Below are 23,958 nucleotides of genomic sequence, written 5' to 3'. Positions count from 1 at the left end.
GGATTATAGCTTTCGGGGGCTTCTCAGGATAGGAATAAGCGTCCTTTATCCGTATAATGCGCAGCCACATTCGTTTCAAGCCGGAGAATCCATCATGCGTCCATCAGGTCGTAGCGCCAATCAGGTGCGTCCCGTCACCCTGACCCGTAACTATACAAAACACGCTGAAGGTTCCGTGCTGGTTGAGTTTGGTGACACCAAAGTACTGTGCACCGCGTCCATCGAAGAAGGTGTTCCGCGTTTCCTGAAAGGCCAGGGCCAGGGCTGGATCACCGCAGAATACGGCATGCTGCCGCGCGCGACCCACACCCGTAACGCCCGTGAAGCGGCGAAGGGTAAGCAGGGTGGCCGTACCATGGAAATTCAGCGTCTGATCGCGCGTGCGCTACGCGCCGCTGTGGACCTGAAAACTCTCGGTGAATTCACGATTACGCTCGACTGCGACGTGATTCAGGCTGATGGCGGCACGCGTACCGCGTCCATTACCGGTGCCTGTGTGGCGCTGGCCGATGCCCTGAACAAACTGGTTGCAGCCGGTAAGCTGAAAACCAACCCAATGAAAGGTATGGTTGCGGCGGTTTCCGTGGGTATCGTTAACGGTGAAGCGCTGTGCGATCTGGAATACGTCGAAGATTCCGCCGCCGAGACCGACATGAACGTAGTGATGACCGAAGACGGTCGCATCATTGAGGTGCAGGGCACGGCGGAAGGCGAGCCGTTCAGCCATGAAGAACTTCTTACCCTGCTGGCTCTGGCCCGAGGGGGAATCGAATCTATTGTCTCGTCGCAGAAAGCGGCGTTAGAAAATTGATTTTAAAGGCGACCAATGAGTCGCCTTTTTTTTGCCTGCAAGACAGAAACCAAAGGAGCGAATCCATGAAATCGTATCAGCGCCAGTTTATTGAGTTTGCGATTAATAAACAGGTCCTTAAATTTGGCGAGTTTACGCTGAAATCCGGTCGTCAGAGCCCCTACTTCTTTAACGCCGGGCTATTTAATACCGGGCGCGATCTGGCGCTGTTGGGTCGTTTCTATGCCGAAGCGCTGATGGATTCCGGAATTGATTTTGACCTGCTTTTTGGCCCGGCCTACAAAGGCATTCCGATTGCGACCACCACCGCAGTAGCGCTGGCGGAACATCACGATCGCGACGTGCCGTACTGCTTTAACCGTAAAGAGGCTAAAACCCACGGTGAAGGCGGTAACCTGGTCGGCAGTGCACTGCAGGGCCGCGTGATGCTGGTGGATGATGTGATCACCGCGGGTACGGCGATCCGTGAATCGATGGAGATTATCCAGGCTAACGGCGCGACGCTAGCTGGCGTCCTGATTTCTCTGGATCGTCAGGAGCGTGGTCGCAGCGATATCTCTGCTATCCAGGAAGTTGAGCGTGATTACGGCTGCAAAGTGATCTCTATCATTACCCTGAAAGAGCTGATTGCGTATCTGGAAGAGAAGCCTGAGATGGCGGACCATCTGGCTGCGGTGCGTGCGTATCGCGAAGAGTTTGGCGTGTAGCTGAATTGCCCGGTGGCGCTACCGCTTACCGGGCCTACATCACCCGCAGGCCGGATAAGACGAAGCCGTCATCCGGCATGGGAGTTATTGCAACTGAGCGGCGACGAGCGGCCAGCGGGCGTCAAAATCGTCCGTTGGACGGTATTTAAATTCGCTACGGACAAAGCGTGAGAGCATACCTTCGCAAAACGCTAAGATCTGGCTTGCCAGCAATGTCTCATCCATCGTGTATCCTTCGCCTTCACGCATTTTCTTCTCGCGCAGTACCTGGCGCAGCTGCGCTTCAATACGTTCGAAAAGCTGATTAATGCGGCCCTGTAGCCTGTCCTGCTCAAACATCAGCGCGTGGCCAGTGAGGATACGGGTCAAGCCCGGATTACGTTCACCAAAGCCCAGAATTAACAGCACAATCAGACGCAGACGCGCGGTGGTGTCTTTTTCGTCTTTCAGAATCAGGTTGATGCGTGTGATCAGGCTGTCTTCAATAAACTCAATCAGACTGTCGAACATCCTGGTTTTACTGGGGAAATGACGGTATAGCGCCGCCTCAGACACGCCTACAGAGGCGGCCAGTTTAGCGGTGGTGATGCGTTGACTGCCATCGCTGGATTCAAGCATCAGAGCCAGAGATTGAAGTATTTCTTCGCGACGATTCCTTTTCGCGGTTTGTTTTTCTGCCATGTTACAAAATACCCCTGAAAATAAGCACTTGCCAGGCTGGCATCCACACAGCGACCGCAAACGGACGTTTGCGGTTTGTTATTGCATTATGGCACTGTGAGATACGTGTTTGTTGGGCGTTTATTTGCGCCCGGAATGGCCGAAGCCGCCTTCGCCACGATCGGTGGCGTCAAAATCTGCCACCAGGTTAAATTCTGCCTGAACCACTGGCACAAAGACCATCTGCGCGATACGCTCGCCCGGTTCAATGGTGAAGCTGTCCTGACCACGGTTCCAGACGGAAACCATCAACTGACCCTGATAGTCGGAGTCGATCAGGCCAACCAGGTTGCCCAGCACAACGCCATGCTTATGGCCAAGGCCAGAGCGTGGCAGGATGACTGCCGCCAGAGACGGGTCAGCAATGTGAATGGCCAGGCCCGTCGGGATCAGGGTGGTGGCACCCGGAGCCAGTTCTACGGCGTCATCGAGACAGGCGCGCAGGTCAAGTCCGGCAGAGCCGGAGGTGGCATAGGTTGGCAGCGGGAATTGCTCGCCAACACGCGGGTCCAGAATCTTAACGTCGATTTTTTTCATCATAACGGGTAACGATCTCGTCCAGTAATTGTTGGCCCAGGAGTTCCTTGCGCTCAAGCGGTAAGATTTTATCTCCATCCTGCCAGAAAAGGTGCAGTGCGTTGCTGTCGCTGTTAAATCCTTGCGTGGCCAGCGATACATCGTTCGCGCAGATTAAATCGAGGTTTTTGCGCGTACGTTTTTGCCGGGCATATTCTTCCACATTATTCGTTTCTGCGGCAAACCCAACAACGTAAGGACGATGGTTTTTTAGTGCGGCGACACCGGCAACAATGTCCGGGTTTTTCACCATTTTTAGCGTTAATTCATCGCCTTGCTTTTTGATTTTCGCATCAGAGATGGTCTCAGCGCGGTAGTCTGCCACGGCCGCACAGCCGATGAAAATCTGCTGGCTTTGCGCATGAGCCTGCACGGCGGCTTCCATCTCCAGGGCGGTGGTGACGTTAATGCGCTGCACAAAAGGCGGCGTAGGCAACGAGACCGGACCGCTTACCAGCGTGACGTTGGCGCCGCGTTTTGCGGCGGCGGCAGCAATGGCAAAACCCATTTTGCCGGAACTGTGGTTAGTGATGTAACGCACCGGGTCCAGCGGCTCGCGCGTAGGGCCCGCGGTAATCATGATGTTGAGATGTTGCAGATCGTTGACAGGTGAAAAATGGGCTGCGGCCATGTCGACAATCGTCAGTGGATCAAGCATGCGACCCGGGCCCACATCGCCGCAGGCCTGGCTGCCGCTGTCTGGACCCCAGATAAGCAGGCCGCGTGATGCCAGCGTCTCCAGATTATGCTGGGTGGCCGCGTTACGGTACATCTGCTGGTTCATCGCAGGCACAACGGCGACCGGGGCAGGTGTAGCGAGGCATATGGTTGAAACCAAATCGTTCGCCATACCGGCCGCCACTCGGGCAATCAAATCAGCCGTGGCAGGGGCAAGAATCACGAGGTCTGCCCATTTACCAAGCTCAATATGGCCCATTGCGGCTTCGGCGGCCGGGTCGAGCAGGCTGTCAGATACCGGGTACCCTGAAACGGCCTGCAGGCTCAGGGGAGTGATAAAGGCTTTGCCGCCTTCGGTTATCGCGACCCGCACATCCGCCCCGCGCTCGCGCAGACGACGCACCAGCTCCGGCGCTTTATAGGCAGCAATACCGCCGCTTACGCCAAGAACGATTTTTTTACCGGCCAGGCTCATCATGATTCTTTCCTGTTGGGTTTCACCAGAGAGCGGGCATTTTATCACAATCCCCTGAGCGGGGTGATTTTGTCCTTAGCTCACTTTGCGAGGCGCTACGCAAGAACGATACGAGGCCGTCGAGTGCCTGACTGGCCTGTGGCAGCATGTGGGTAAAAAGGGAGAAAGAGCATGGAAGAAGAGGATGAACTGCTGCTGCCGCGCGAAAAATTGCTGCGCAACGGCGTCACCCCATTAACAGACGATGAGCTGCTGGCGCTCTTTTTGCGTACCGGGACCCCGGGGAAAACGGTCTTTACGCTGGCAAAAGAGCTGATCGCTCATTTCGGTTCACTGTATGGCTTGCTGACCGCCGACCTGGCGCAGTTTAAGCATATTGGCGGGATCGGCGTGGCGAAATATGCTCAGCTGAGGGCGATTGCCGAGCTGGCCCGCCGTTTTAACAATGTCCGCCTGGAGAAGGAGGCACCGATCCTGACGCCAGCGATGACGCGAGAATTCCTGCAAAGTCAGTTAACCGATGTTGAACGCGAGATCTTTATGGTGATCTTTCTCGACAACAGGAACCGGGTGCTGAAACACAGCCATCTTTTTTCGGGTACCCTGAACCATGTTGAGGTACATCCGCGTGAAATTGTGCGCGAAGCGATAAAAGTGAATGCAGCGGGCGTGATCCTCGCGCATAATCACCCCTCTGGCTGTGCAGAACCGAGCAGAGCTGACAAAGAAATGACCGAGCGCATTATCAAATGCTGTCAATTCATGGACATTCGTGTGCTGGATCATCTGATAATTGGCCGCGGAGAGTACCTTTCTTTTGCCGAACATGGCTGGATTTAGGCTATTTCTGGCGATCCATCGGGATCTTTGTCTGTTCGGGACTTGAGCACACCGCCGAGTCAGCGTATACTACGCCACCTTTGAGAATCTCGGGTTTGGCATTTGGGCCTGGCAATCGAGAGTTCACTTAGAACTATGCGATGACCGGGCTGTAAAGCCTGACGAGGCGCCGATACCCCATACGAAGCTCGAGCTAATTTGATTTTTGGAGAATAGACATGTCCCGAGTCTGCCAAGTTACTGGCAAGCGTCCGGTGACCGGTAACAACCGTTCCCACGCACTGAACGCGACTAAACGCCGTTTCCTGCCGAACCTGCACTCTCACCGTTTCTGGGTTGAGAGCGAGAAGCGTTTTGTCACCCTGCGTGTATCTGCTAAAGGTATGCGTGTAATTGATAAGAAAGGCATCGATACAGTTCTGTCTGAACTGCGTGCCCGTGGCGAAAAGTACTAAGTACTTAAAGAGGAAATAAATCATGGCTAAAGGTATTCGCGAGAAAATCAAGCTGGTTTCTTCTGCTGGTACAGGTCACTTCTACACCACCACGAAGAACAAACGTACTAAGCCGGAAAAACTGGAACTGAAAAAATTCGATCCAGTTGTACGCCAGCACGTACTGTACAAAGAAGCTAAAATCAAATAATTTTAGCCTCCTTGTATTGAAAAACCCCGCAACTGCGGGGTTTTTTGCATTCTGCATCTCAACGGAGGAACCATGCCTGAATTACCTGAGGTAGAGACCAGCCGCCGCGGCATTGAGCCCCATCTGGTCGGCGCGACGATTCTTCATGCTGTCGTTCGCAATGGACGTCTGCGCTGGCCGGTGTCCGATGAGATCCACGCGTTAAGCGATAAACCCGTGCTTAGCGTGCAGCGCCGCGCGAAATACCTGCTGCTGGAGCTGCCTGACGGCTGGATTATCATCCATCTGGGGATGTCCGGGAGCCTGCGCATCCTTACTGAAGAACTGCCCGCGGAAAAGCACGACCACGTCGATCTGGTGATGAGCAACGGCAAAGTGCTGCGTTACACCGACCCACGGCGCTTTGGCGCGTGGCTGTGGACTAAAGAGCTGGACGGGCACAACGTGCTGGCGCATCTGGGCCCGGAGCCGCTCTCAGACGCGTTTAATGCGGAATACCTGAAAGCGAAGTGCGCGAAGAAGAAGAGCCCGATTAAGCCCTGGCTGATGGATAACAAGCTGGTGGTCGGCGTGGGGAATATCTATGCCAGCGAATCGCTGTTTGCCGCCGGGATCCATCCCGATCGGCTGGCCTCTTCACTGTCGGCTCAGGAGTGCGAGCTGCTGGTCAGAGTGATTAAAGCGGTATTGCTGCGCTCGATTGAGCAGGGCGGAACCACGCTGAAGGATTTCCTGCAAAGCGACGGCAAGCCGGGCTATTTTGCTCAGGAGCTGCAGGTGTATGGCCGTAAAGGCGAGCCATGCAGAGTCTGCGGAACGCCAGTTATTGCCACGAAGCACGCACAGCGCGCCACGTTCTACTGCCGTCAGTGTCAGAAATAGCGCTACTTTAGCTTTTCTAGCAACGCCTGGTGGACGTTTACCGGCAGGAAGTGGGTAACGTCCCCATGATGGCGAGCCACCTCTTTTACCAGCGTGGACGAGATAAACGACCACTCTTTGGACGGCATCAGGAATACGCTTTCCAGTTCCGGCATCAGGTGGCGGTTCATGTGCGCCAGCTGCATCTCATACTCGAAGTCTGCCACTGCGCGTAACCCGCGAATCAGGATGTTTGCCTGCTGGGCACGGGCGAAGTTTGCCATCAGGTCGCTGAAGCCCACTACCTCTACATTCGGCAGGTGTGCAATCGCGTCGCGGGCAAGCGCAACACGCTCGTCGAGGTCGAACATAGGTTTCTTGCTGGGACTGGCGGCAATCGCCAGAATCACCGTGTCGAACATGCACGCCGCACGGGTGATGATATCAAGATGACCGTTGGTGATCGGATCGAAGGTACCCGGATAAATCGCTTTTGTGCTCATGGCTCACGTTTTCTCTGAGTAGCCGCGGCAGAGCGCCCACAGCTCGGTGTATTTGTTGAAAGTATACTGGGCATTCACCACCGCCAGTAACCAGCCCTGCTTACCGTCCAGCACCCCGCCACGCAGCAGCAACGTTTTCAGAAACGCGCCCAGCGTGTGGGTGAAGATGCCGGTCAGCGTGGCCTTCTTGCCGCGCTGGTGGCGTTCCTGCGCCCACGCAGTGGCATAGCTGAGCTGTTTACGCTGGAAGCTGGCGAAATCGCGGCAGGTCAGGTGTAGCAAATCGCCCGTCAGGGGGATCTGCCGGGCGCTGTCGCAGGCCAGTGACTCGTGGACCAGGTTGTCGTTGTACTGATAGCGCTCGCGCTCATAGAGGCGCATTACGCGGTCTGGATACCAGCCGCTGTGGCGCATAAAACGGCCCAGGAAATAGTTACGACGGGCAATGCTGTAGACCGCTTCGGGCTGCGGCACGGCAAGCACGGTCTGAATGGCTTGCTGGAGTTCCGGGGTGACACGCTCGTCGGTGTCGATCATCAACACGTAATCACCGGTAGCATACTTTTGCGCGCGCTGGCGCTGGATGCCATAGCCTTGCCAGTCCGTATTGATAAAGACCTTTGCACCCGCTGCGCGGGCAACGTCCACCGTGTTGTCCGTGCTGCCGGAGTCAAGCACGACGATTTCGTCAGCCCAGGCGATCGAAGCCAGGCAGTCCGGAAGCAGGTCGGCGGCGTTTTTGGCGATCATCACGACCGACAGACGCGTTGACATTAGTGGCTCCGCTGAGGCAGATAAGGTTGCAGAAGCTGCAGAAGACGGGTGAGTGCGCCCTGGTTCTGATGCAGCACTTCGACGGCATGGCGACCGTACCACAGACGATAATCTTCGTCCGTCAGAAGGGTCGACACCTCTTTGACGACGGAGTCCGCGTCGGTCACGGTAATTAAACCATCGGCCTGCTGCAATTTAGCGCAGATATCTTTGAAGTTAAACGTGTGCGGACCCATCAGAACCGGAATGGCGTGCGCAGCTGGCTCGAGCGGGTTATGGCCGCCGCGTTCCACCAGGCTGCCGCCGACAAAGGCGAGGTCGGCAATGCCGTACAGCAACATCAGCTCGCCCATGGTATCGCCAATCACCACCTGGGTGCTGCCGGAAGGGATCTCACCGCTGCTGCGCAAGGTGAAGCTGAAGCCGCCTTTCTGCACCATTTCACGGGCATCTTTAAAACGCTCCGGATGGCGGGGAACGAGGATCAGCAGTAAATCAGGGAATTTTTCCAGCAGCTTGCGGTGCGCCTGCAGGATGATCTCTTCTTCGCCATCATGGGTACTGGTTGCAATCCAGACCTGACGACGCGGGGCCCACTGGCGACGCAGCGTGATCGCGCGGGCGGCGAGTTCAGGGGTAACAGAAATATCAAATTTCAGGCTGCCCGTTACCGCAAGCTGGTTGCGTTTCAGGCCCAGCGCGATAAAGCGTGCGGCATCTTCTTCGTTTTGCGCGGCAATCAGGGTGATTTTGCTCAGGAGACGGCGCATAAATTTACCCAGCTTGCCGTAGCCTTTCGCTGAGCGCTCTGACAGGCGCGCGTTGGCAATCACCAGTGGAATTTTACGGGCATGCAGGGCGGAAATCATGTTCGGCCACAGTTCAGTTTCCATCACGATCACCAGTTTCGGGCGAACGGTATTCAGGAAACGATTCATGGCGCAGGGCAGATCGTAAGGGAGGTAGACGTGATGAACGTCTTTGCCAAAGGCGGATAACGCGCGCTCTGAGCCGGTTGGCGTCATCGTCGTGACGGTGATGGGCAGCGACGGGTAGCGGTGACGCAGGGCGCGAACCAGCGGGATCGCTGCCAGCGTTTCACCAACAGAAACGGAATGCAGCAGAATACCGTCCGGGGCGACTTTATTGCGGCAAAAGCCATAGCGCTCAGCCCAGCGTTTACGATACGCAGGCGCTTTACGGCTACGAAGCAACAGTCTCAGCCACACCAGTGGCTGAATGATGTAGAGCAGGGCGGTATACAACAATTCCAAGCGATTATCCGTTTTTTAGTTTCGGCCGGGAAATTCTAAGCATTTAAGCGTGCTAAAGCTATCTCTTATGCCAGATACCGTTTTAAACGGAAGTAGCGTCGACCCAGACGCCAGCGCAAACGCGGACTTTTAGCACTTTTCCAGATAAGCTTCCAGATCCCAGTATCAAATAACTCTTTGATAATCATGGTCTTCTTCGCCTCATCCTTCATGTTGTCGAAGGTGTGAATGATCCCCAGCCCCTCTTTGGCGATTTGCCAGTGGCAAGCCGGGATATTTTTCACTTTATCCGGGTAACGCTGGTTAATGGCGTCAAGCATCTGCAGGATTTTCATGTAATGACGGGCGGAGCGAATCAGCGTGTCGTCATTATCCGGAGTATGCGATACCGAAGCAGAGTGAATGTAGTAGTCATAAAAGCGTTCGCTGGTGTACTGAACGCGTTCCGCGGCAAGCAGCACTTCGGTCGTCCACGGAATATCCTGATGGCGAAGGCCGGGTTCAAAATGGAAACTGTGTTTACGAATAAAGTCGTGGCGATAGATGTTTAACCAGGTGACGTGCAGGAACTTTCGTGAATCCAGCGCCTTCTTTAACCACGCCGGGCCAGTCATGACATCCGTCGAGGCGAGTTTATCTTCAGGGAAAATAGGGCGAGAGGGTTTCTTGTTGTTTTCCCAGACGTAGTTCCCATTGCAGGTCGCGACATCCAAATCCTGTGTGACGGCCATATCCAGAAGACGCTGGTACATGCCCGGCTTGAAGACATCATCAATATCCGGGAAAGAGAGATACTGACCCGTTGCTACGGCCAGGCCGGTATTACGCGCGATGGATACGCCCTGATTTTGCTGTTCAATCACCTGCAACTGCGGCAGTTTTTCACGCCAGCTTTCGACGATCTGCACCGAACGGTCAGTAGAGCCGTCATTGACAATAATGACTTCCATGCTGTCGATGCGTTGATTCACAAGGCAGGTAAAGAACTGATCCAGAAAAGCTTCACCGTTATATACGGCAACCACCACGCTTAATAATGGCGCTGAATTTTGCATAAGAAACCTGATTATTTTTGATTGTCTACCAAAGCAATATATTGCCGGCAAATGGCATTGATGCCGAACGACGCAATGGTTGCACCGCCAACGACCGGCGGGGAGGTATAAATATCGACCAGCGTTTTTGCCAGTGATTCGTCGTTTAACTCTGACAGCCCGCGCGCCAGGTCTCCCGTGAGGATTTCAGCGGGGCCTCCTGGACAATTTGTACTGACCGGCGGGGTCTGGCAGATAATGGATTCAACCAGCACATTACCAAAACCTTCGCAGTCAGAACTTAACACTAAGAGCCGCGCCCCTTTTATCCAGGGGTAGGGGTTAGCGTCGAATGGGCGGAAAACCGTTTTGTTTTCAATACCCAAATCTCTGGCAAGCTGCTGTAATTTTTGGATTTTGGCATCGGACCCATTGCCCATCATGACCAGTGTAGTGTCAAGTTGACTCAGTGCGAACGCACGTAAAAGCCGATCGTGACGTTTGTGCTCATGGAAGCGGCCAACATGAATGATGTAATCCTTCCCTTGCATTTCAAAGGGGGCATCAGCCAGACGCTGAATTTCAGGGATATCAAACGGGTTATGGATTACCGCTTTGCGTCGAAGCGTGAGCGCCAGCGTCTCTGAAAGATCTTTCAACACGGCGCCTGAAACAGCGACAACATTACGATTTTCGTAGGTATGACGAATTTTAAGATGCTTAAACCAGCGAGAAAGCCCGCGGCGATGGCGCAAATAGGAGAACGAGAACATGCCATGCACGCAAAACCAGACTTTATCGCGTTCCAGCGCACGGCAGTGTGCAACAATGCGGTCAGTTTTGTGCAAATGAGAGAACACAACGTCAAATTTTCCGCTGCGTTCAGCCCGCTCAATAGCCCGATCCAGCAGATGGGCGCGGCGTGGGATCTCCGTCAGCTTTCGCCACGGTTTTTTGCAGGTATCCTGAACAACCTGATAATCAATGCCTTCCGGGATGGCGTAATCGCACACTTTCCGCAGGGAGAAGAGAGAGACCTGATGTCCCATTTCTATCAATCCACTGGAAAGTGTAAGAACCGTTTTTTCAGCTCCCCCACCGGGTAAACCATCAATAATCATTAGGATGCGCATTTTTAATCCAGTAATTTTTGATAAAGCGAAATAAGCTGACTTGACAGTTTTTCGGGGGTGGCGTCTTTCACACGTTCCCGTGCCGCGCGTCCCATATTGTTATTTTTTTCCAGAGAAGGAATGGCGGATATCGCTTCCTTCAATGTCTTGATATCAAGGGCGTCGCAATAAAATCCGTTCTGGCCTTGCTGAATAAATTCAGCGCCTCCGCAACTCTCTGAAGTTATGACGGGTAAACCGCAGGCCATTGCTTCAAGAATGACGTTAGGAAAGGGATCATACAGCGTTGGCAACAGTAAACCATCGGATAGCTGATAAAAAGGAAGCGTTTCTTTTTGCATCCCCAGGAAACGGATTTGCCCTTCGCAGCCGAGTGAACGGGCAAGATCGCGATAACGACGTTCTGCTTTATCCTGTCCAACCACAATCAGCCATGCCGCTGTTCCAGCGATAGCCCGTATGGCGCTGGCCAGGCCTTTACGTTCGAACCCGGAGCCGACAAAACAGAACACCACGGCATCGGCTGGCAAACCAAATTGCTGACGCAACGCGGCACGTTGTGTCTCCTGAGCCGGAACGAAGCGGCTGGAATCAATAGAATTATAAATTACATGTATTTTTTTTGCGTCAATATCAAAATCTTCGACAATTTCGCGTTTGATCATCTCCGCATTACAGATAACCGCTTTGAGTTCCGGTGCCTGGTACATCTCTCGTTCGGCATGCATCACATAGCGGTGATAGCGATCGACCATCAGCATCTTTGCACGCCAGGCGGGTAGAATGCGTGCACGCTGCAGTAGCCAGCGGCGGTGGACGCCATCGCCTGCGCGGTAGATGTCACAGCCCGGGATTCGCTCGTGGCTTTGCACAATATCAAACTGTTGTTGTTGCCACAGTTCACGTGCGGCATGAGCAAAACCACGCTCGCGGCTGATGCGGCCCCACTTTCGCGGATCGCAAATGTGGATATGCCAGTCGTCCTGCTTTTCTCCCTGCCATTCACGGGTGATGACATTCAGCTCAAGATTTTGGTTGCTTAACGCGGTGAGCGCGCGGGAGACGAACCGTTCCGCTCCGCCATCAGGACGATATTTTTGGCGCACAATCGCCAGACGATGGTGTTTCATGACAGATATCTCTTTGCAGCAGAGACGACAGCATCCACGGGAATGGCGTCGAGATAGCGCTCTTTAGTGTTGGTATCAATGGCGTCCGGATCGGGGAGCGGGCCGAAGTCGCCAGCCCAGATAACGTCGCCGTTGACCTGCCACGGAGACCAAAACGTCAGTTTGGAAGGGCCAAAGAGTGCCACGCAGGGCGTCTGCAGCGCGGCGGCCATATGCATCGGAACCGAATCAACCCCAATGAACAGGCAGGCATGATCGATAAGCGCTGCAAGCTGGCGCAGCGTTAATTGACCGGCCAGCGAGACGACGCCGGTCTTCGGTGACGCGGCGAGAATGCGATCGATCATCGCCATCTCTTTTTTATCCGGCCCGGCCGTGAGTACGACGGTATGCCCATCTTGCTGCAGTGCGGTAATAGTTTGCGCCATTTTGTCTTCATCCCAGCATTTGAAGAACCAGCGGGATGTTGGCTGAATCACGATATAGTTATCACTCACACCCTTTTTCTCCAGCTGTTGGCGGGCGAAGTGCCAGTCATCTGCGCTGTAGGCCATGGTGACGGCGGGCTGCGCCGCGACCTGTAATGGAGACAGAATGGAGAGGTTTTGCTCGACGGTGTGCAGAGACTGGTGATTTGCAACGGAGACTAAATCGCTGTGACAAAAACGCCAGAATGCATTGTTGCGTTTGTTAAAGGCAAATCCGAGACGAACCGGCGCGCCGGTGAAGCGGGTGACAATAGCGCTACGCCACTGATCGGCAAGGTTAATCACCAGATGATAATGTTGTTTCCTTAACGCACACAGCAACTGCCACTCTTTCTGTAGATGCTTGAGTGTGCCCAGGTGCTTCCATTTACGATCGATTCCATAAATGGTGCCAATTGCCGGATGCGCGGCGAGCATGTCGCGCGTTTCTTCATACAACAGCACATCAATTTGCGCGTGTGGCCAGTGTTGACGTAATGAATCAATGACGGGGGTGGTCAATAACATATCGCCATGATGGCGGAGTTTGATCAGTAAAATGCGCAAATCAGGCGTGTCAGGTAAGTTATTCATCATCATCTTATCGGCGTTGTACTGTTGGCAATTCTAATAGACCTGATAGCGACTTGCACTCTTTCTCCATAATCTCAGGAATTTCCCAGCAAGGGTTTACTGATGGTTTGGAGAGTGCGTAACATAGCGCTAACTTCCCTGTCTTGCGGACTCATTATGAAAAAACCCGCGTTTATCATCACGATTGATACTGAGGGCGATAATCTCTGGCAGAACCACCGCGTCATTAAAACGGAAAACGCGCGCTATCTGGCCCGGTTCCAGACGCTGTGTGAACGTTTCGGCTTTAAGCCCGTGTGGCTGACAAACTATGAGATGGCGATCGAGCCCGTTTTCATCGACTTCGCCAGGGACGTGATCGCTCGCGGCCAGGGGGAGGTGGGCATGCACCTCCACGCATGGAATAGCCCGCCTGAGCACGATCTCACGGGTGATGACTGGCGCTGGCAGCCTTATTTGATTGAATTTTCAGACGAGGTGATGCGCGAGAAAGTGCTGTTCATGACCCGCCTGCTGGAAGAGACGTTCCAGACCAAAATGTTAAGCCACCGCGCCGGGCGCTGGGCGTTTGATAGCCGTTATGCCAGGTTACTGATTGAGCTGGGGTATCAGGTTGATTGCTCGGTGACGCCGCGAGTGAACTGGCGCAATGCGAAGGGGGCTCCGCAAGGCCATGGTGGGACGGATTACCAACTTTTTCCGGACCGTGCCTACTTTATTGACGTTAACGACATTTCCCGGGCGGGCACGAGCCCTTTACTCGAAGTGCCAATGAGCATTCAGTATAAACATCCTGCCTGGCTGAACACGATCAAACAGGGTTACGATCGTCTTCGTGGTAAATACCGCTCACCTTCTGTGAACTGGTTACGTCCGACAGGTGGTAATGCGTCGCAGATGATTGAGGTTGCGCAGCAATGCCTTTCTCAGGGAAATGATTACGTCGAGTTTATGCTCCATTCGTCGGAATTTATGCCCGGGGGCAGTCCTACGTTTAAGGACGAGGCGGCGATCGAGGGGTTATACCAGGATCTGGAAGCGCTGTTTAGCTGGTTATCCGACAGGACGGTGGGGATGACGCTGGCGGAGTTTTATCAACACAAGAAAAAATAATGCCCGCATGGCGGGCATTATCACTTACTGGCGCTGTCTGGTTTGTGAAAAGAGTGTACTCAGCGCAAACACGGTGACAAAGAAGATGAGCGCCTCTGAGCTCAACAAAATGACGTCCGTCAGACCATAGAGCAATAAAAGAAGCATGGTCGTCAGCAGCAGACCATTTTTATTTTTAAGTGCGTACACGATCATCGAGATATAGAAAAAGAATAATATTACCAGCCCAGGGATCCCCTGAAGAGAGTATTTTTCAATGAACTCGTTGTGCAGATGAATCCGGGTAAATTCAAGCGCTGCCGCGAGATGTGGATGTCCATTTTTCACATATTGCTGTGACCAGACTTCGCGGTCTTCGACTGACTGCCCCATGGGGTGGGCAAGTCCGTTTTGAGCACCAATAATCCACATAGAAAAACGTGCACCGAGTGAGGTGGCGTCATATCCTTTTTGATAACGTTCTATTTCAGATTGTGTTTGTTGTATCTTAGGCAGAATTAACGGCTTGTAACTCACAACCACTATACCTGCCACAATACATAAGAAAATCAGCGTTGATTTCAGATGGATTCTTCTGAAGTGGTAGAGTGTGAGTACAATCGCCAGGAGCAAATATAATCCCATTGCGGCGCGCGTAGCCGTCAAAAGGATGACGAAATAAGAGATCAAGATGGTGAGCCCTGCGGCCACATACAGCTTTCTGTTTTTCTGAAGATAAAGGCTGTATACAAACGCCAGTGACAGTACGGAGTAAACATAGGCCGACACGGTTGGACGATTGATGGCCATCTCAACACGTTCCATACCCTGTGACGCTTGCCATAAGCCATAACCAGTAGCAAGGACAAATCCTGCACCAGAGGCATACAAGAAATATTTCAGGAAGGCTGTTTTATCAATATAAGATTTGAACCGGTCAAGATAGAAAACGAGAATACTCGCCAAAATCAATTTCTTGCTGGCGCCAAGGTAATCGCTATAAGCGTTCAAGCCTTCGTTATGATATTCATAGGCCATATACCAGATAAGATTGAGCAACCCAATCAGCAAAATGGGTAGCGCAATCGAAAAGGGACGAAGGGTGATTTTTTTATATTCGCACGCCAGGCCGATAATGCTGGCATAAACCGCAATATAGAAGAATTCACGCTGTTTCCCTGAGCTCAGTAACGCCAGCGCAAGCGAAATGAGGCTCAAAATAAGCGTCAGTTGATAGAGCCGCAGTTTTACTTTTTCCATAATGCCTCAATAACCCTTTTTTTGTAGCTGAAACGAACATCGCTGGAGAAGAAAAAAGAGAACGAATAAAGTGCTTTTACTCGTTGCATAACCAGTTTGAGTTGCGCGTCGGTCAGATATTGTCGATGGTTACTGTAAATATCAAACCAGTGGCAATTAATGAGATGCCTGAATGATTGCGGGAATATCTTTTCCATCTGTAATGTGCATTCTACAAGCGTAGCGATTTTACTGGCGTCAAGACGGCTCGATAAACTATCGTTACGTTTGATGTAATAATAGTGCCCCTTCCGCTGGAAGACTATTTTACTCGATTGCATCAGCATGCCGGGAAACACGGCGAAATCTTCATAACAGACCATTGAAGGGATCGGGTTGCTTTCGTACAGCTTCCGATGAACGAATTGCCCGATGAGGTGCGCCTGAAAGTCTTTATGCTGCAGGAAACGCGTTATTGCCTGGTGTTGTGATAAAGCAACGGGAGAGAACCCCTGCCAGTCAGCGGTGATTTTATGCGTATCGCGTATTTCCAGCAGGCGCGTCAGGAGCATATCAGGCCGCTGTGCTTGCAGAAATGCCACGGCGTCCCGGATGCTGCCCGGTTTCAGTCGGTCATCGCTATCCAGCATGGTAATGTACTCACCTGACGCCAGAGAGAGTGCGCTGTTTCGAACATGACCGACGTTACGGTACTCAACGTATCGGGATTGCGCATTCGGAAGCTTTGGCAACCACGTCTCAATAATATCCTGTGTGGAATCATTGGAACTGTCATTAAAGATAATGATTTCTACATCATCGCCCGCATTATCAATCGCGTTTTGCAGGCTTTGTAGCGTTGCGTCAAGCGTGTCCTGGGCGTTATGTGCGGCAATAATGATGCTTAGAAAAGCCATAACAATTAGTTTCCCTGGGCATCAACGGTATATGCGGCCGCGTTAGCCGTTGGTAACGCGCAAATGAAATGTCTAATGTTGTCCAACGATTCATCTGTTACAGAGAAGAGTTCTTCCCGGCTTTGTGAGAAGTAATAGCGAGTCTCAAAAACATACGAGCAAATATTGTCATCATTCCCAACCAACAGTACGTTGCCAAGCGGACGCTGTTCATAGTGGCAACAGGGTCCAAACAGTAAGATTACCGGCACGTCCACCGCGTCGGCAACGTAGACATTTCCTGAGTCGGACGCGATATAACAATCCATTTTTGAAATGGCCCACGGGAGTTCTTCAAGCGAAATTTTGCCAATCAGATTGATGAAGTTGGGCAATTCGCCATACGCGCGGGTGATATCATCCATCCACGATTGTTCGTTCGGGGCGCCAAACACATAAAACTCGCAGGGCAGGTCGGCGAGATGATCGGCAATCCGCTTCCAGATGCCCGGCGGGACGGTTTTCGCTTTATTTCCTGCGGCAATACTGATGCCAATGCGGATCACGCCGGGTTTATCAAGGATTGCCGGATATGTCGCGGGTTTAAAAAGTGGTCTGGTGGCGTGCTTTGGTGAGTCTTTCCAGGTCAGCGTGCGGTCGGCAAGCTTGAGATAGTTCGTCACCGACAATGTCTTTTTGCCGTGTTCAACGGTACCGTCTGCCGTTGCATAGAAAATTCCGTGATACCACCTGCGTGTGTATGTGCTTAAGAACTGTTTGTTTTTGGCGTTACAAACGGAGGCAAAAAAAAGATTTACGCTGTTAGGCTGCAGAAGATACACATTGTCATAGCGGTTCATGATCCGGCAGGCAAAGCAGAGCTTTCGCCACAGGTTACGCTTATGCTGTTCGATGAAAAAAATCTCGTCGATCGTCTCATCATGCTTCGCCAGTGCACCTACGCTGCGACTAATAAGTACGTCGCTTTTTTGCAGGTATGCCAGAAGGGGAGTTGCATTAACAAAATCGCCGATTTTTGCTGTCTGAATAACCAGGTTTTTACCTGTGTCTTTGCGAAACAGCTTTCGGATGAGTTTCACCGGAAAGAGTAAAATCAGCAGAAATACATAACTCATGGGTTAAATATCCCTGTCAGAAAGCCGATGGCTGCCCTGTAAAAATGAAAAAATAGCATCTGCGCTAATATCCTTCGTGTGTTGCGTTGGGCTGACCATCTGGTGCTGGTTTTTACCGTAGCCCCCAATCAGACCCGGATCGGTCGGGCCGAATATCGTAATATTCGGGCGATCCAGCGCTGCGGTTAAATGGCTTAATCCTGTATCCACGGAAACGACGGCATTCGCCCCCGCCAGTTCTGCGGCCACCTGCGCCAGCGTGAGTCTGGGCAATACCTCAACGTGCGAAAAACCGGAGGCCAGACGTTCTGCTCGCTGTCGCTCATGTTCAGCGCCCCAGGGCAGTTTAATATGGATCCCGGTAGGTTGCATTAGTTCAATCAGTCTTCGCCAGTGCGTTTCCGGCCAGTGTTTATCGTCGCGCGTTGTGGCATGGAGGAAGACAAGATAAGGCTGAGTACAGGGGTCTGTATTGCGCAAAAAGTGCTGCGCAATGGCGTAGTCGCCCTGGGATTCCGGTTTTACATAGCCAAGACTCTTTGCAAACAGTTCACGGGTACGCTCCACCGCGTGCTGTTGTTTTGCAATGCGGTGGCGACGGTTATAGAACAGGCTCGCCAGCGGCTCGCGGGCGGAGTGCCAGTCCATGCCGTGCTTTACGCCGTGTGCCAGACGCGTCACCAGCGCGGCGCTTTTCACCAGCCCCTGCGCGTCGATGATCGCGTCGTAACGCTGCGCCTGAACCGCTTCGCGGAAGGCGGTGCGCTCGGCTTTAATCGGTGTGGAGAACCATGCTTTGCGCCAGCGGCGAATGGCCACTGGGATCACGCGGTCTACTGCTTCATGCCAGGTAGGGATCTGCGCGAAGCCTTCTTCCACCACCCAGTCAAAACGGATGCCCGGAATGGCCTGCATCGCGTCCGTCAGCGCAGGCAGCGTATGCAGAACATCACCCATAGAGGAGGTTTTAACGATCAATACCCGCATCCGTTACCCTTCTTCGCTCAACAGCAGTTCGTTGAGTTCTTCGAGAACACGCTGCGGCGTGATGTCGATCAGGCTCTGGTGATAGCCTTCTGCGGCATCGCCTTTGCGCACCTTGTGGTAGCCGGTAATCAGGCGAATGACGCGCGCTTTGTGCGACAGCGGCGGCGTGAAGTCCGGGCTGCTTGGACCATACAGCGCGACCAGCGGGCGGTCCAGCGCGGCAGCGACGTGCATCAGGCCGGAATCATTGGTCACCACGGCTTTACAGGCGGCGATCAGAATAACAGCTTGTTCGAGCTGCGTTTCCCCGGCCAGGTTTCGGCACCAGGCCTGCTGCTCTGTGCTGAGCGTGGCGAGAATTTCATTGCCTGCTTCGTGGTCTTTTGCCGAGCCAAACAGCACAATCTGATAGCCTTCGTCGATCAGCTGTTTTGCCAGCTCCGCATAGTGATAGTGCGGCCAGCGTTTTGCCGGACCGAACTCCGCACCAGGGCAGAAGCCAATCATCGGGCGTTCAGACGAAAGACCAAACGCGTTGCAGGTCTGGGATTTCTCGCCGTCATTAACCTGAAGCTGCGGCCAGAGCAGCGGCTGCGGCAGATCTTTCGCACTGCGCATCACGCCTTTGTCGTAGGCCAGCGCCACGTAGCGCTCCACCATTAGCGGCCAGGCCTCTTTGTCCAGCACCCGCGCGTCGTTCAGCAGGCCGTAGCGCATTTCACCGCGCCAGCCGGTACGGTGCGGAATACCCGCAAAGAAGGGCACTAAGGCAGATTTGAAAGAGTTCGGCAGGACATACGCGCGATCGTAGCGCTTCTCGCGCAGGCTATGGCCGAGCTTGCGGCGTTCGCCGATTTCCAGCGCACCGTGGCCGAGCGGCATCGGGATCGCCTCGTTCACTTCCGGCATACGCGATAACAGCGGACGGCACCACGCGGGTGCCATCACGTCGATTATCGCCTGGGGATAGCGCGCCTTGAGCGTGCGATAGAGACTTTGCGACATCATCATGTCGCCCACCCATGACGGGCCGATCACCAGAATTCTCATACTTACGCGTCGCGGTTCAGCCAGGCCATATATTCCGTTACGCCTTCGGCAACGGTCTTGAACGGCTTGTCGTAGCCAGCTTTACGCAGGTTAGTCAGGTCTGCCTGGGTGAACGCCTGGTAGCGGCCTTTCAGCTTATCCGGGAACGGAATGTACTCAATGCTGCCTTTTTTGTGGTACGCCAGCGTCGCGTCTGCCACTGCCTGGAAGGATTCCGCGCGGCCAGTCCCCAGGTTGAAGATGCCGGACACACCGTTTTCCCAGAACCACAGGTTGACTGCAGCCACATCGCCCACGTAGACGAAGTCGCGCTTAAAGCCGTCGCTGCCTTCGAACAGTTTCGGGCTTTCGCCATTATTCAGCTGGGTATTCAGGTGGAATGCCACGCTCGCCATGCTGCCTTTGTGCCCTTCGCGCGGCCCGTAGACGTTGAAGTAACGGAAGCCGACAATCTGGGAGTTCGCTTCTGGCAGAATCTGACGCACGTATTCGTCGAACAGGAATTTGGAGTAACCGTAGACGTTCAGCGGTTGCTCGTATTCGCGGGATTCGATGAAGTCTGAGGTACGCCCGCCGTAGGTGGCAGCAGAAGAGGCGTACAGGAACGGAATTTCACGCTCCAGGCAGTAGTGAAGGATCTCTTTGGAGTACTGATAGTTGTTGTCCATCATGTACTTGCCGTCCCACTCGGTGGTGGATGAGCACGCACCTTCGTGGAAAATGGCTTCAATCTCGCCAAACTCTTCACCTGCCATAATCTGGATAAGGAAGTCTTCTTTATCCATGTAGTCAGCGATGTTCAGATCCACCAGGTTAACGAACTTGGTGCCATCTTTCAGGTTGTCCACCACCAGGATGTCGGTGATGCCTTTGTCATTGAGAGCCTTAACAATATTGCTGCCGATAAAGCCTGCGCCGCCGGTAACGATGATCATAACGGTAACCTTTGAAGTGTGGAGTCCGGGGACAATCCCGAACGCTAATGTTTCTATCATATCATCACAATGCCCTGTCTTCAGCCATTCACCGATATGCGGTAGGGGTACACGTGATTTATGCTGCAAAAACGACAAGAGATACTGCGTCATCTCGTCATGAACTATAGGTTTGGGTAATATGTCCCGAAATTTGCCGAGTCTGGAGAATTGCAATGCGTGGTGATTTTTACAAACAGTTAAACAGCGACCTCGACACCGCACGTGCGGAAGGGTTGTTCAAGGAAGAGCGTATTATCACGTCTGCTCAGCAGGCGGACATCACCGTTGCCGACGGCAGCCATGTGATCAACTTTTGTGCGAACAACTACTTAGGTCTTGCGAATCACCCTGAGCTGATTGCCGCAGCGAAAAACGGCATGGATACTCACGGTTTCGGTATGGCCTCCGTACGCTTTATTTGCGGTACCCAGGATAGCCACAAGCAGCTTGAGCAAAAGCTGGCGAGCTTCCTTGGAATGGAAGACGCGATTCTCTACTCCTCCTGCTTCGACGCCAACGGCGGTCTGTTTGAGACCCTGCTTGGCGCAGAAGATGCGATTATCTCCGACGCCCTGAACCATGCCTCCATCATCGACGGCGTACGCCTGTGTAAAGCGAAGCGTTTCCGCTACGCCAACAACGACATGGTTGAACTGGAAGCGCGCCTGAAAGAGGCCCGTGAAGCGGGTGCTCGCCACGTGCTGATCGCCACCGACGGCGTGTTCTCCATGGACGGTGTGATCGCTAACCTGAAAGGTGTCTGTGACCTGGCGGATAAATACGACGCGCTGGTCATGGTCGATGACTCTCACGCGGTCGGTTTTGTGGGCGAAAATGGCCGCGGTTCCCACGAATATTGTGACGTGATGGGCCGCGTGGATATCATCACCGGTACGTTGGGCAAAGCGCTCGGCGGCGCGTCCGGTGGTTATACCGCTGCGCGTAAAGAGGTGGTTGAATGGCTGCGTCAGCGCTCCCGCCCGTATCTGTTCTCCAACTCCCTGGCGCCGGCCATTGTTGCCGCCTCCATCAAGGTACTGGAGATGGTGGAGTCCGGCGCGGGGCTGCGCGATCGCCTGTGGTCGAACGCCCGTCTGTTCCGTGAAAAAATGAGCGCCGCAGGTTTCACCCTGGCCGGTGCCGATCACGCCATCATCCCGGTGATGCTGGGTGATGCGGTCGTGGCGCAGCAATTTGCTCGTGAACTGCAGAAAGAAGGGATTTATGTCACCGGGTTCTTCTTCCCGGTGGTACCAAAAGGCCAGGCGCGTATCCGCACCCAGATGTCTGCGGCGCATTCGCCTGAACAAATTGAACGTGCGGTGGAAGCTTTTACCCGCATCGGCAAACAGCTGGGCGTAATTGCCTGAGGACGTGTGATGAAAGCGTTATCCAAACTGAAAGCGGAAGAAGGGATTTGGATGACCGACGTACCGGAGCCGGAAGTCGGTCATAACGATCTGCTGATCAAAATTCGTAAAACCGCCATCTGCGGTACTGACGTTCACATCTACAACTGGGACCAGTGGTCACAGAAAACCATTCCGGTCCCGATGGTTGTCGGCCACGAATATGTGGGTGAAGTGGTTGGCATTGGTCAGGAAGTCAAAGGCTTCCAGATTGGCGACCGCGTCTCCGGTGAAGGCCATATTACCTGCGGCCACTGCCGCAACTGCCGCGGCGGGCGTACGCACCTGTGCCGTAATACCATTGGCGTGGGCGTAAACCGCCCGGGCTGCTTCGCGGAATACCTGGTGATCCCGGCGTTTAACGCGTTCAAAATCCCGGACAATATCTCTGACGATCTGGCCTCCATCTTTGACCCGTTCGGTAACGCGGTACACACGGCACTCTCCTTCGACCTGGTGGGTGAGGATGTGCTGGTGTCTGGCGCGGGCCCCATTGGCATTATGGCGGCAGCCGTGGCGAAGCATGTGGGCGCGCGTAACGTGGTGATCACCGACGTGAACGAATACCGTCTGTCGCTGGCGCGTAAAATGGGCGTCACCCGCGCGGTGGATGTTTCCAAAGAGAGTCTGACCGACGTGATGGAAGAGCTGGGCATGACCGAAGGCTTTGACGTAGGCCTGGAGATGTCCGGTGCGCCACCGGCGTTCCGCACCATGCTCGACACCATGAACCACGGTGGCCGTATCGCGATGCTGGGTATTCCGCCATCAGATATGTCTATCGACTGGAACAAGGTCATCTTCAAGGGGCTGTTCATCAAAGGCATTTATGGCCGTGAAATGTTCGAAACCTGGTACAAGATGGCGGCATTAATTCAGTCAGGTCTGGATCTGTCCCCGATTATTACTCACCGCTTCTCAGTTGATGAGTTCCAGAAAGGCTTTGACGCGATGCGTTCAGGCCAGTCTGGGAAAGTGATCCTGAGCTGGGATAAGTAATCAAAAAGGGGCCAGCGGCCCCTTTTTTTACTGATTTTTTTTCTCTTCGTCCGTCAGGTAACGCACCTTGCGGGTATAGTCCTGACCTTTGAACAACAGTTTGTTTTCAGGTGATTCAAGATACTTTTGCCATTCTGAGAGCGGAAAACCACCGTGCGCACCAATCACCTCTTTCGGCACAACGGCTTCCTGTCCGCCAATCTTCTTGGACACCGGCCAGTTCATCCAGTCGCCCAGGTTAACCGTTTTTAAATCCAGCATGTCCAGTAGCGCGGCGAGCGGCAGCTGATCCGTCGGCGGTTGCGTGTCTTCCATCAGTTCCCAGGTATCCTGGAACAGCGTGAGCCACAGCGGGCAGATACGGCGCCAGGTCTTTTTAGTGGCCGCAAGAAACGCACCGTTAACATGATCAACCAGATACGGGCGCACCGTCTCTTTGTAATACGCCGGGACTTTCTCCGCTGGCGCGCCGTCCAGCTTGGCAATCATTTTGCCCTGGCGGAAGCTGGAGTAGATGTGCATCTCGGCCATGTTGATTTCTGGCATCTTCAGGAGGTTGAGATCGGAATCGATCATCAATACGCCTTCACCGCGCGCCTGCAGCGGGGCGTTAAGCTTCACCAGGCGGCTAAGGTAGATCTGCTTGTAGCGATAACCTTCTTCACGTTTTGGTAGGTCGAGGGTCACTATGCGGGTTTTCGGCGGCAGATTGCCAAACGCGGATTCTGGTTGATCGCTGACAATCACAATCTCGCTGACGTCGGTGGCATATCGCTCTGCAAAGGTCGCGGACAATAACGCCTCTTCGACGAAATCCGCACCGGTGCAAGGGATCACGATAGAGTCAACCGCCACGAGATCGCGCGTGACCGGAAGGGAAGCGTAGGGAATGTTATGTCGCCCGGTGATGTGGCGGTAGCGAGCATTCAGGAATTTAAACATGTTCTTCTC

At 53.6% G+C, this 23,958-nt stretch carries 26 protein-coding genes; 9 read left to right on the top strand and 17 right to left on the bottom strand.

Translation table 11 applies throughout. The annotated features are described in order from the left end of the window. Nucleotides 1-94: 94 nt before the first annotated feature. Together rph and pyrE are read left to right on the top strand one after the other, a co-directional pair. Nucleotides 95-811 carry a ribonuclease PH gene (gene rph, locus O1723_RS21050; protein ID WP_014881980.1) on the top strand — a complete coding sequence of 239 codons (717 nt, stop codon included), beginning with the start codon at nt 95-97 and terminating at the stop codon, nt 809-811. 65 nt (nt 812-876) lie between these two features. Then, nucleotides 877-1,518, top strand: a complete 642-nt coding sequence (gene pyrE, locus O1723_RS21045; RefSeq protein WP_014881981.1) for an orotate phosphoribosyltransferase — start codon at nt 877-879, stop codon at nt 1,516-1,518. Between the two features lie 84 nt (nt 1,519-1,602). Here the strand turns inward: pyrE and slmA are convergent, their stop codons facing one another. From slmA to coaBC, 3 genes are all read right to left on the bottom strand, one after another. Next, complete coding sequence (slmA, locus tag O1723_RS21040; protein WP_014881982.1) at nt 1,603-2,199, bottom strand: nucleoid occlusion factor SlmA; 597 nt, start codon at nt 2,197-2,199, stop codon at nt 1,603-1,605. A gap of 120 nt (nt 2,200-2,319) precedes the next feature. After that, entirely contained in the window at nt 2,320-2,778 is a 459-nt protein-coding gene (gene dut, locus O1723_RS21035; RefSeq protein WP_015570042.1) for a dUTP diphosphatase, read from the bottom strand. Further along, complete coding sequence (gene coaBC, locus O1723_RS21030) at nt 2,756-3,967, bottom strand: bifunctional phosphopantothenoylcysteine decarboxylase/phosphopantothenate--cysteine ligase CoaBC (RefSeq protein WP_014881983.1); 1,212 nt, start codon at nt 3,965-3,967, stop codon at nt 2,756-2,758. The genes dut and coaBC overlap by 23 nt, the downstream gene beginning before the upstream one ends. A 171-nt stretch (nt 3,968-4,138) precedes the next feature. Here coaBC and radC point away from each other — a divergent pair, with 171 nt between their 5' ends. The 4 genes from radC (at nt 4,139) to mutM (ending at nt 6,334) form a co-directional block, all read left to right on the top strand. Beyond that, a complete protein-coding gene (gene radC, locus O1723_RS21025; protein WP_014881984.1) occupies nt 4,139-4,807 on the top strand; it encodes a RadC family protein in 669 nt (222 codons plus the stop codon). A 218-nt stretch (nt 4,808-5,025) separates the two neighbouring features. Then, complete coding sequence (gene rpmB / locus O1723_RS21020) at nt 5,026-5,262, top strand: 50S ribosomal protein L28 (RefSeq protein ID WP_002436699.1); 237 nt, start codon at nt 5,026-5,028, stop codon at nt 5,260-5,262. A gap of 22 nt (nt 5,263-5,284) precedes the next feature. Then, on the top strand, nt 5,285-5,452 hold the full coding sequence (gene rpmG, locus O1723_RS21015) for a 50S ribosomal protein L33 (protein ID WP_003024094.1): 168 nt from the start codon (nt 5,285-5,287) through the stop codon (nt 5,450-5,452). 72 nt (nt 5,453-5,524) lie between these two features. Then, nucleotides 5,525-6,334, top strand: a complete 810-nt coding sequence (mutM, locus tag O1723_RS21010) for a bifunctional DNA-formamidopyrimidine glycosylase/DNA-(apurinic or apyrimidinic site) lyase (RefSeq protein WP_014881985.1) — start codon at nt 5,525-5,527, stop codon at nt 6,332-6,334. Nucleotides 6,335-6,336: 2 nt separating this feature from the next. On the opposite strand, the gene coaD is transcribed toward mutM, so the two are convergent. From coaD to rfaQ, 7 genes are all read right to left on the bottom strand, one after another. After that, a complete protein-coding gene (coaD, locus tag O1723_RS21005) occupies nt 6,337-6,816 on the bottom strand; it encodes a pantetheine-phosphate adenylyltransferase (protein ID WP_014881986.1) in 480 nt (159 codons plus the stop codon). A gap of 3 nt (nt 6,817-6,819) precedes the next feature. Beyond that, nucleotides 6,820-7,590, bottom strand: a complete 771-nt coding sequence (locus O1723_RS21000) for a glycosyltransferase family 2 protein (protein ID WP_023336545.1) — start codon at nt 7,588-7,590, stop codon at nt 6,820-6,822. Further along, a complete protein-coding gene (gene waaA, locus O1723_RS20995) occupies nt 7,590-8,864 on the bottom strand; it encodes a lipid IV(A) 3-deoxy-D-manno-octulosonic acid transferase (RefSeq protein ID WP_014881988.1) in 1,275 nt (424 codons plus the stop codon). The genes O1723_RS21000 and waaA overlap by 1 nt, the downstream gene beginning before the upstream one ends. A gap of 65 nt (nt 8,865-8,929) precedes the next feature. Next, nucleotides 8,930-9,919 carry a glycosyltransferase gene (locus tag O1723_RS20990; protein ID WP_023336546.1) on the bottom strand — a complete coding sequence of 330 codons (990 nt, stop codon included), beginning with the start codon at nt 9,917-9,919 and terminating at the stop codon, nt 8,930-8,932. Between the two features lie 11 nt (nt 9,920-9,930). Continuing rightward, entirely contained in the window at nt 9,931-11,031 is a 1,101-nt protein-coding gene (locus O1723_RS20985; RefSeq protein ID WP_023331722.1) for a glycosyltransferase, read from the bottom strand. Between the two features lie 2 nt (nt 11,032-11,033). After that, entirely contained in the window at nt 11,034-12,161 is a 1,128-nt protein-coding gene (locus tag O1723_RS20980) for a glycosyltransferase family 4 protein (protein WP_023336547.1), read from the bottom strand. Then, nucleotides 12,158-13,228, bottom strand: a complete 1,071-nt coding sequence (gene rfaQ, locus O1723_RS20975) for a putative lipopolysaccharide heptosyltransferase III (protein ID WP_023331724.1) — start codon at nt 13,226-13,228, stop codon at nt 12,158-12,160. Before rfaQ ends, O1723_RS20980 begins: the two co-directional genes overlap by 4 nt. 150 nt (nt 13,229-13,378) lie before the next feature. On the opposite strand from rfaQ, the gene O1723_RS20970 reads away from it, so the two are divergent. Then, nucleotides 13,379-14,335, top strand: a complete 957-nt coding sequence (locus tag O1723_RS20970) for a polysaccharide deacetylase family protein (protein WP_032645124.1) — start codon at nt 13,379-13,381, stop codon at nt 14,333-14,335. A gap of 24 nt (nt 14,336-14,359) precedes the next feature. Here the strand turns inward: O1723_RS20970 and O1723_RS20965 are convergent, their stop codons facing one another. From O1723_RS20965 to rfaD, 6 genes are read right to left on the bottom strand one after another with little or no spacing between them, the layout of a single operon-like run. Then, nucleotides 14,360-15,574: an O-antigen ligase family protein gene (locus tag O1723_RS20965; protein ID WP_014881994.1), complete on the bottom strand. Its 1,215-nt coding sequence runs from the start codon at nt 15,572-15,574 to the stop codon at nt 14,360-14,362. Beyond that, nucleotides 15,562-16,470, bottom strand: a complete 909-nt coding sequence (locus O1723_RS20960) for a glycosyltransferase family 2 protein (protein WP_014881995.1) — start codon at nt 16,468-16,470, stop codon at nt 15,562-15,564. The genes O1723_RS20965 and O1723_RS20960 overlap by 13 nt, the downstream gene beginning before the upstream one ends. Before the next feature lie 5 nt (nt 16,471-16,475). Continuing rightward, nucleotides 16,476-17,585, bottom strand: coding sequence for a glycosyltransferase family 9 protein (locus O1723_RS20955; protein ID WP_023331727.1), 1,110 nt, complete (start codon nt 17,583-17,585; stop codon nt 16,476-16,478). Nucleotides 17,586-17,588: 3 nt separating this feature from the next. Further along, nucleotides 17,589-18,572, bottom strand: coding sequence for a lipopolysaccharide heptosyltransferase RfaC (gene rfaC, locus O1723_RS20950; protein ID WP_023336550.1), 984 nt, complete (start codon nt 18,570-18,572; stop codon nt 17,589-17,591). A 3-nt stretch (nt 18,573-18,575) separates the two neighbouring features. Then, nucleotides 18,576-19,622, bottom strand: a complete 1,047-nt coding sequence (rfaF, locus tag O1723_RS20945; protein ID WP_014881998.1) for an ADP-heptose--LPS heptosyltransferase RfaF — start codon at nt 19,620-19,622, stop codon at nt 18,576-18,578. A gap of 2 nt (nt 19,623-19,624) precedes the next feature. Then, nucleotides 19,625-20,557 (bottom strand): ADP-glyceromanno-heptose 6-epimerase, encoded by a 933-nt coding sequence (gene rfaD, locus O1723_RS20940; protein WP_014881999.1) that lies wholly within the window; start codon nt 20,555-20,557, stop codon nt 19,625-19,627. A gap of 215 nt (nt 20,558-20,772) precedes the next feature. On the opposite strand from rfaD, the gene kbl reads away from it, so the two are divergent. Further along, nucleotides 20,773-21,969 (top strand): glycine C-acetyltransferase, encoded by a 1,197-nt coding sequence (gene kbl / locus O1723_RS20935; RefSeq protein ID WP_014882000.1) that lies wholly within the window; start codon nt 20,773-20,775, stop codon nt 21,967-21,969. Nucleotides 21,970-21,978: 9 nt separating this feature from the next. Next, nucleotides 21,979-23,007: an L-threonine 3-dehydrogenase gene (gene tdh / locus O1723_RS20930; protein WP_014882001.1), complete on the top strand. Its 1,029-nt coding sequence runs from the start codon at nt 21,979-21,981 to the stop codon at nt 23,005-23,007. Nucleotides 23,008-23,034: 27 nt separating this feature from the next. Here the strand turns inward: tdh and O1723_RS20925 are convergent, their stop codons facing one another. Further along, nucleotides 23,035-23,949 (bottom strand): hypothetical protein, encoded by a 915-nt coding sequence (locus O1723_RS20925; protein ID WP_014882002.1) that lies wholly within the window; start codon nt 23,947-23,949, stop codon nt 23,035-23,037. Between the last annotated feature and the right edge of the window lie 9 nt (nt 23,950-23,958).

This window comes from Enterobacter cloacae complex sp. HYC080_NIDB (assembly GCF_056673325.1).
Note: the sequence above shows the minus strand (reverse complement) of the source record. Positions and strands in the feature narration are given on the sequence as shown.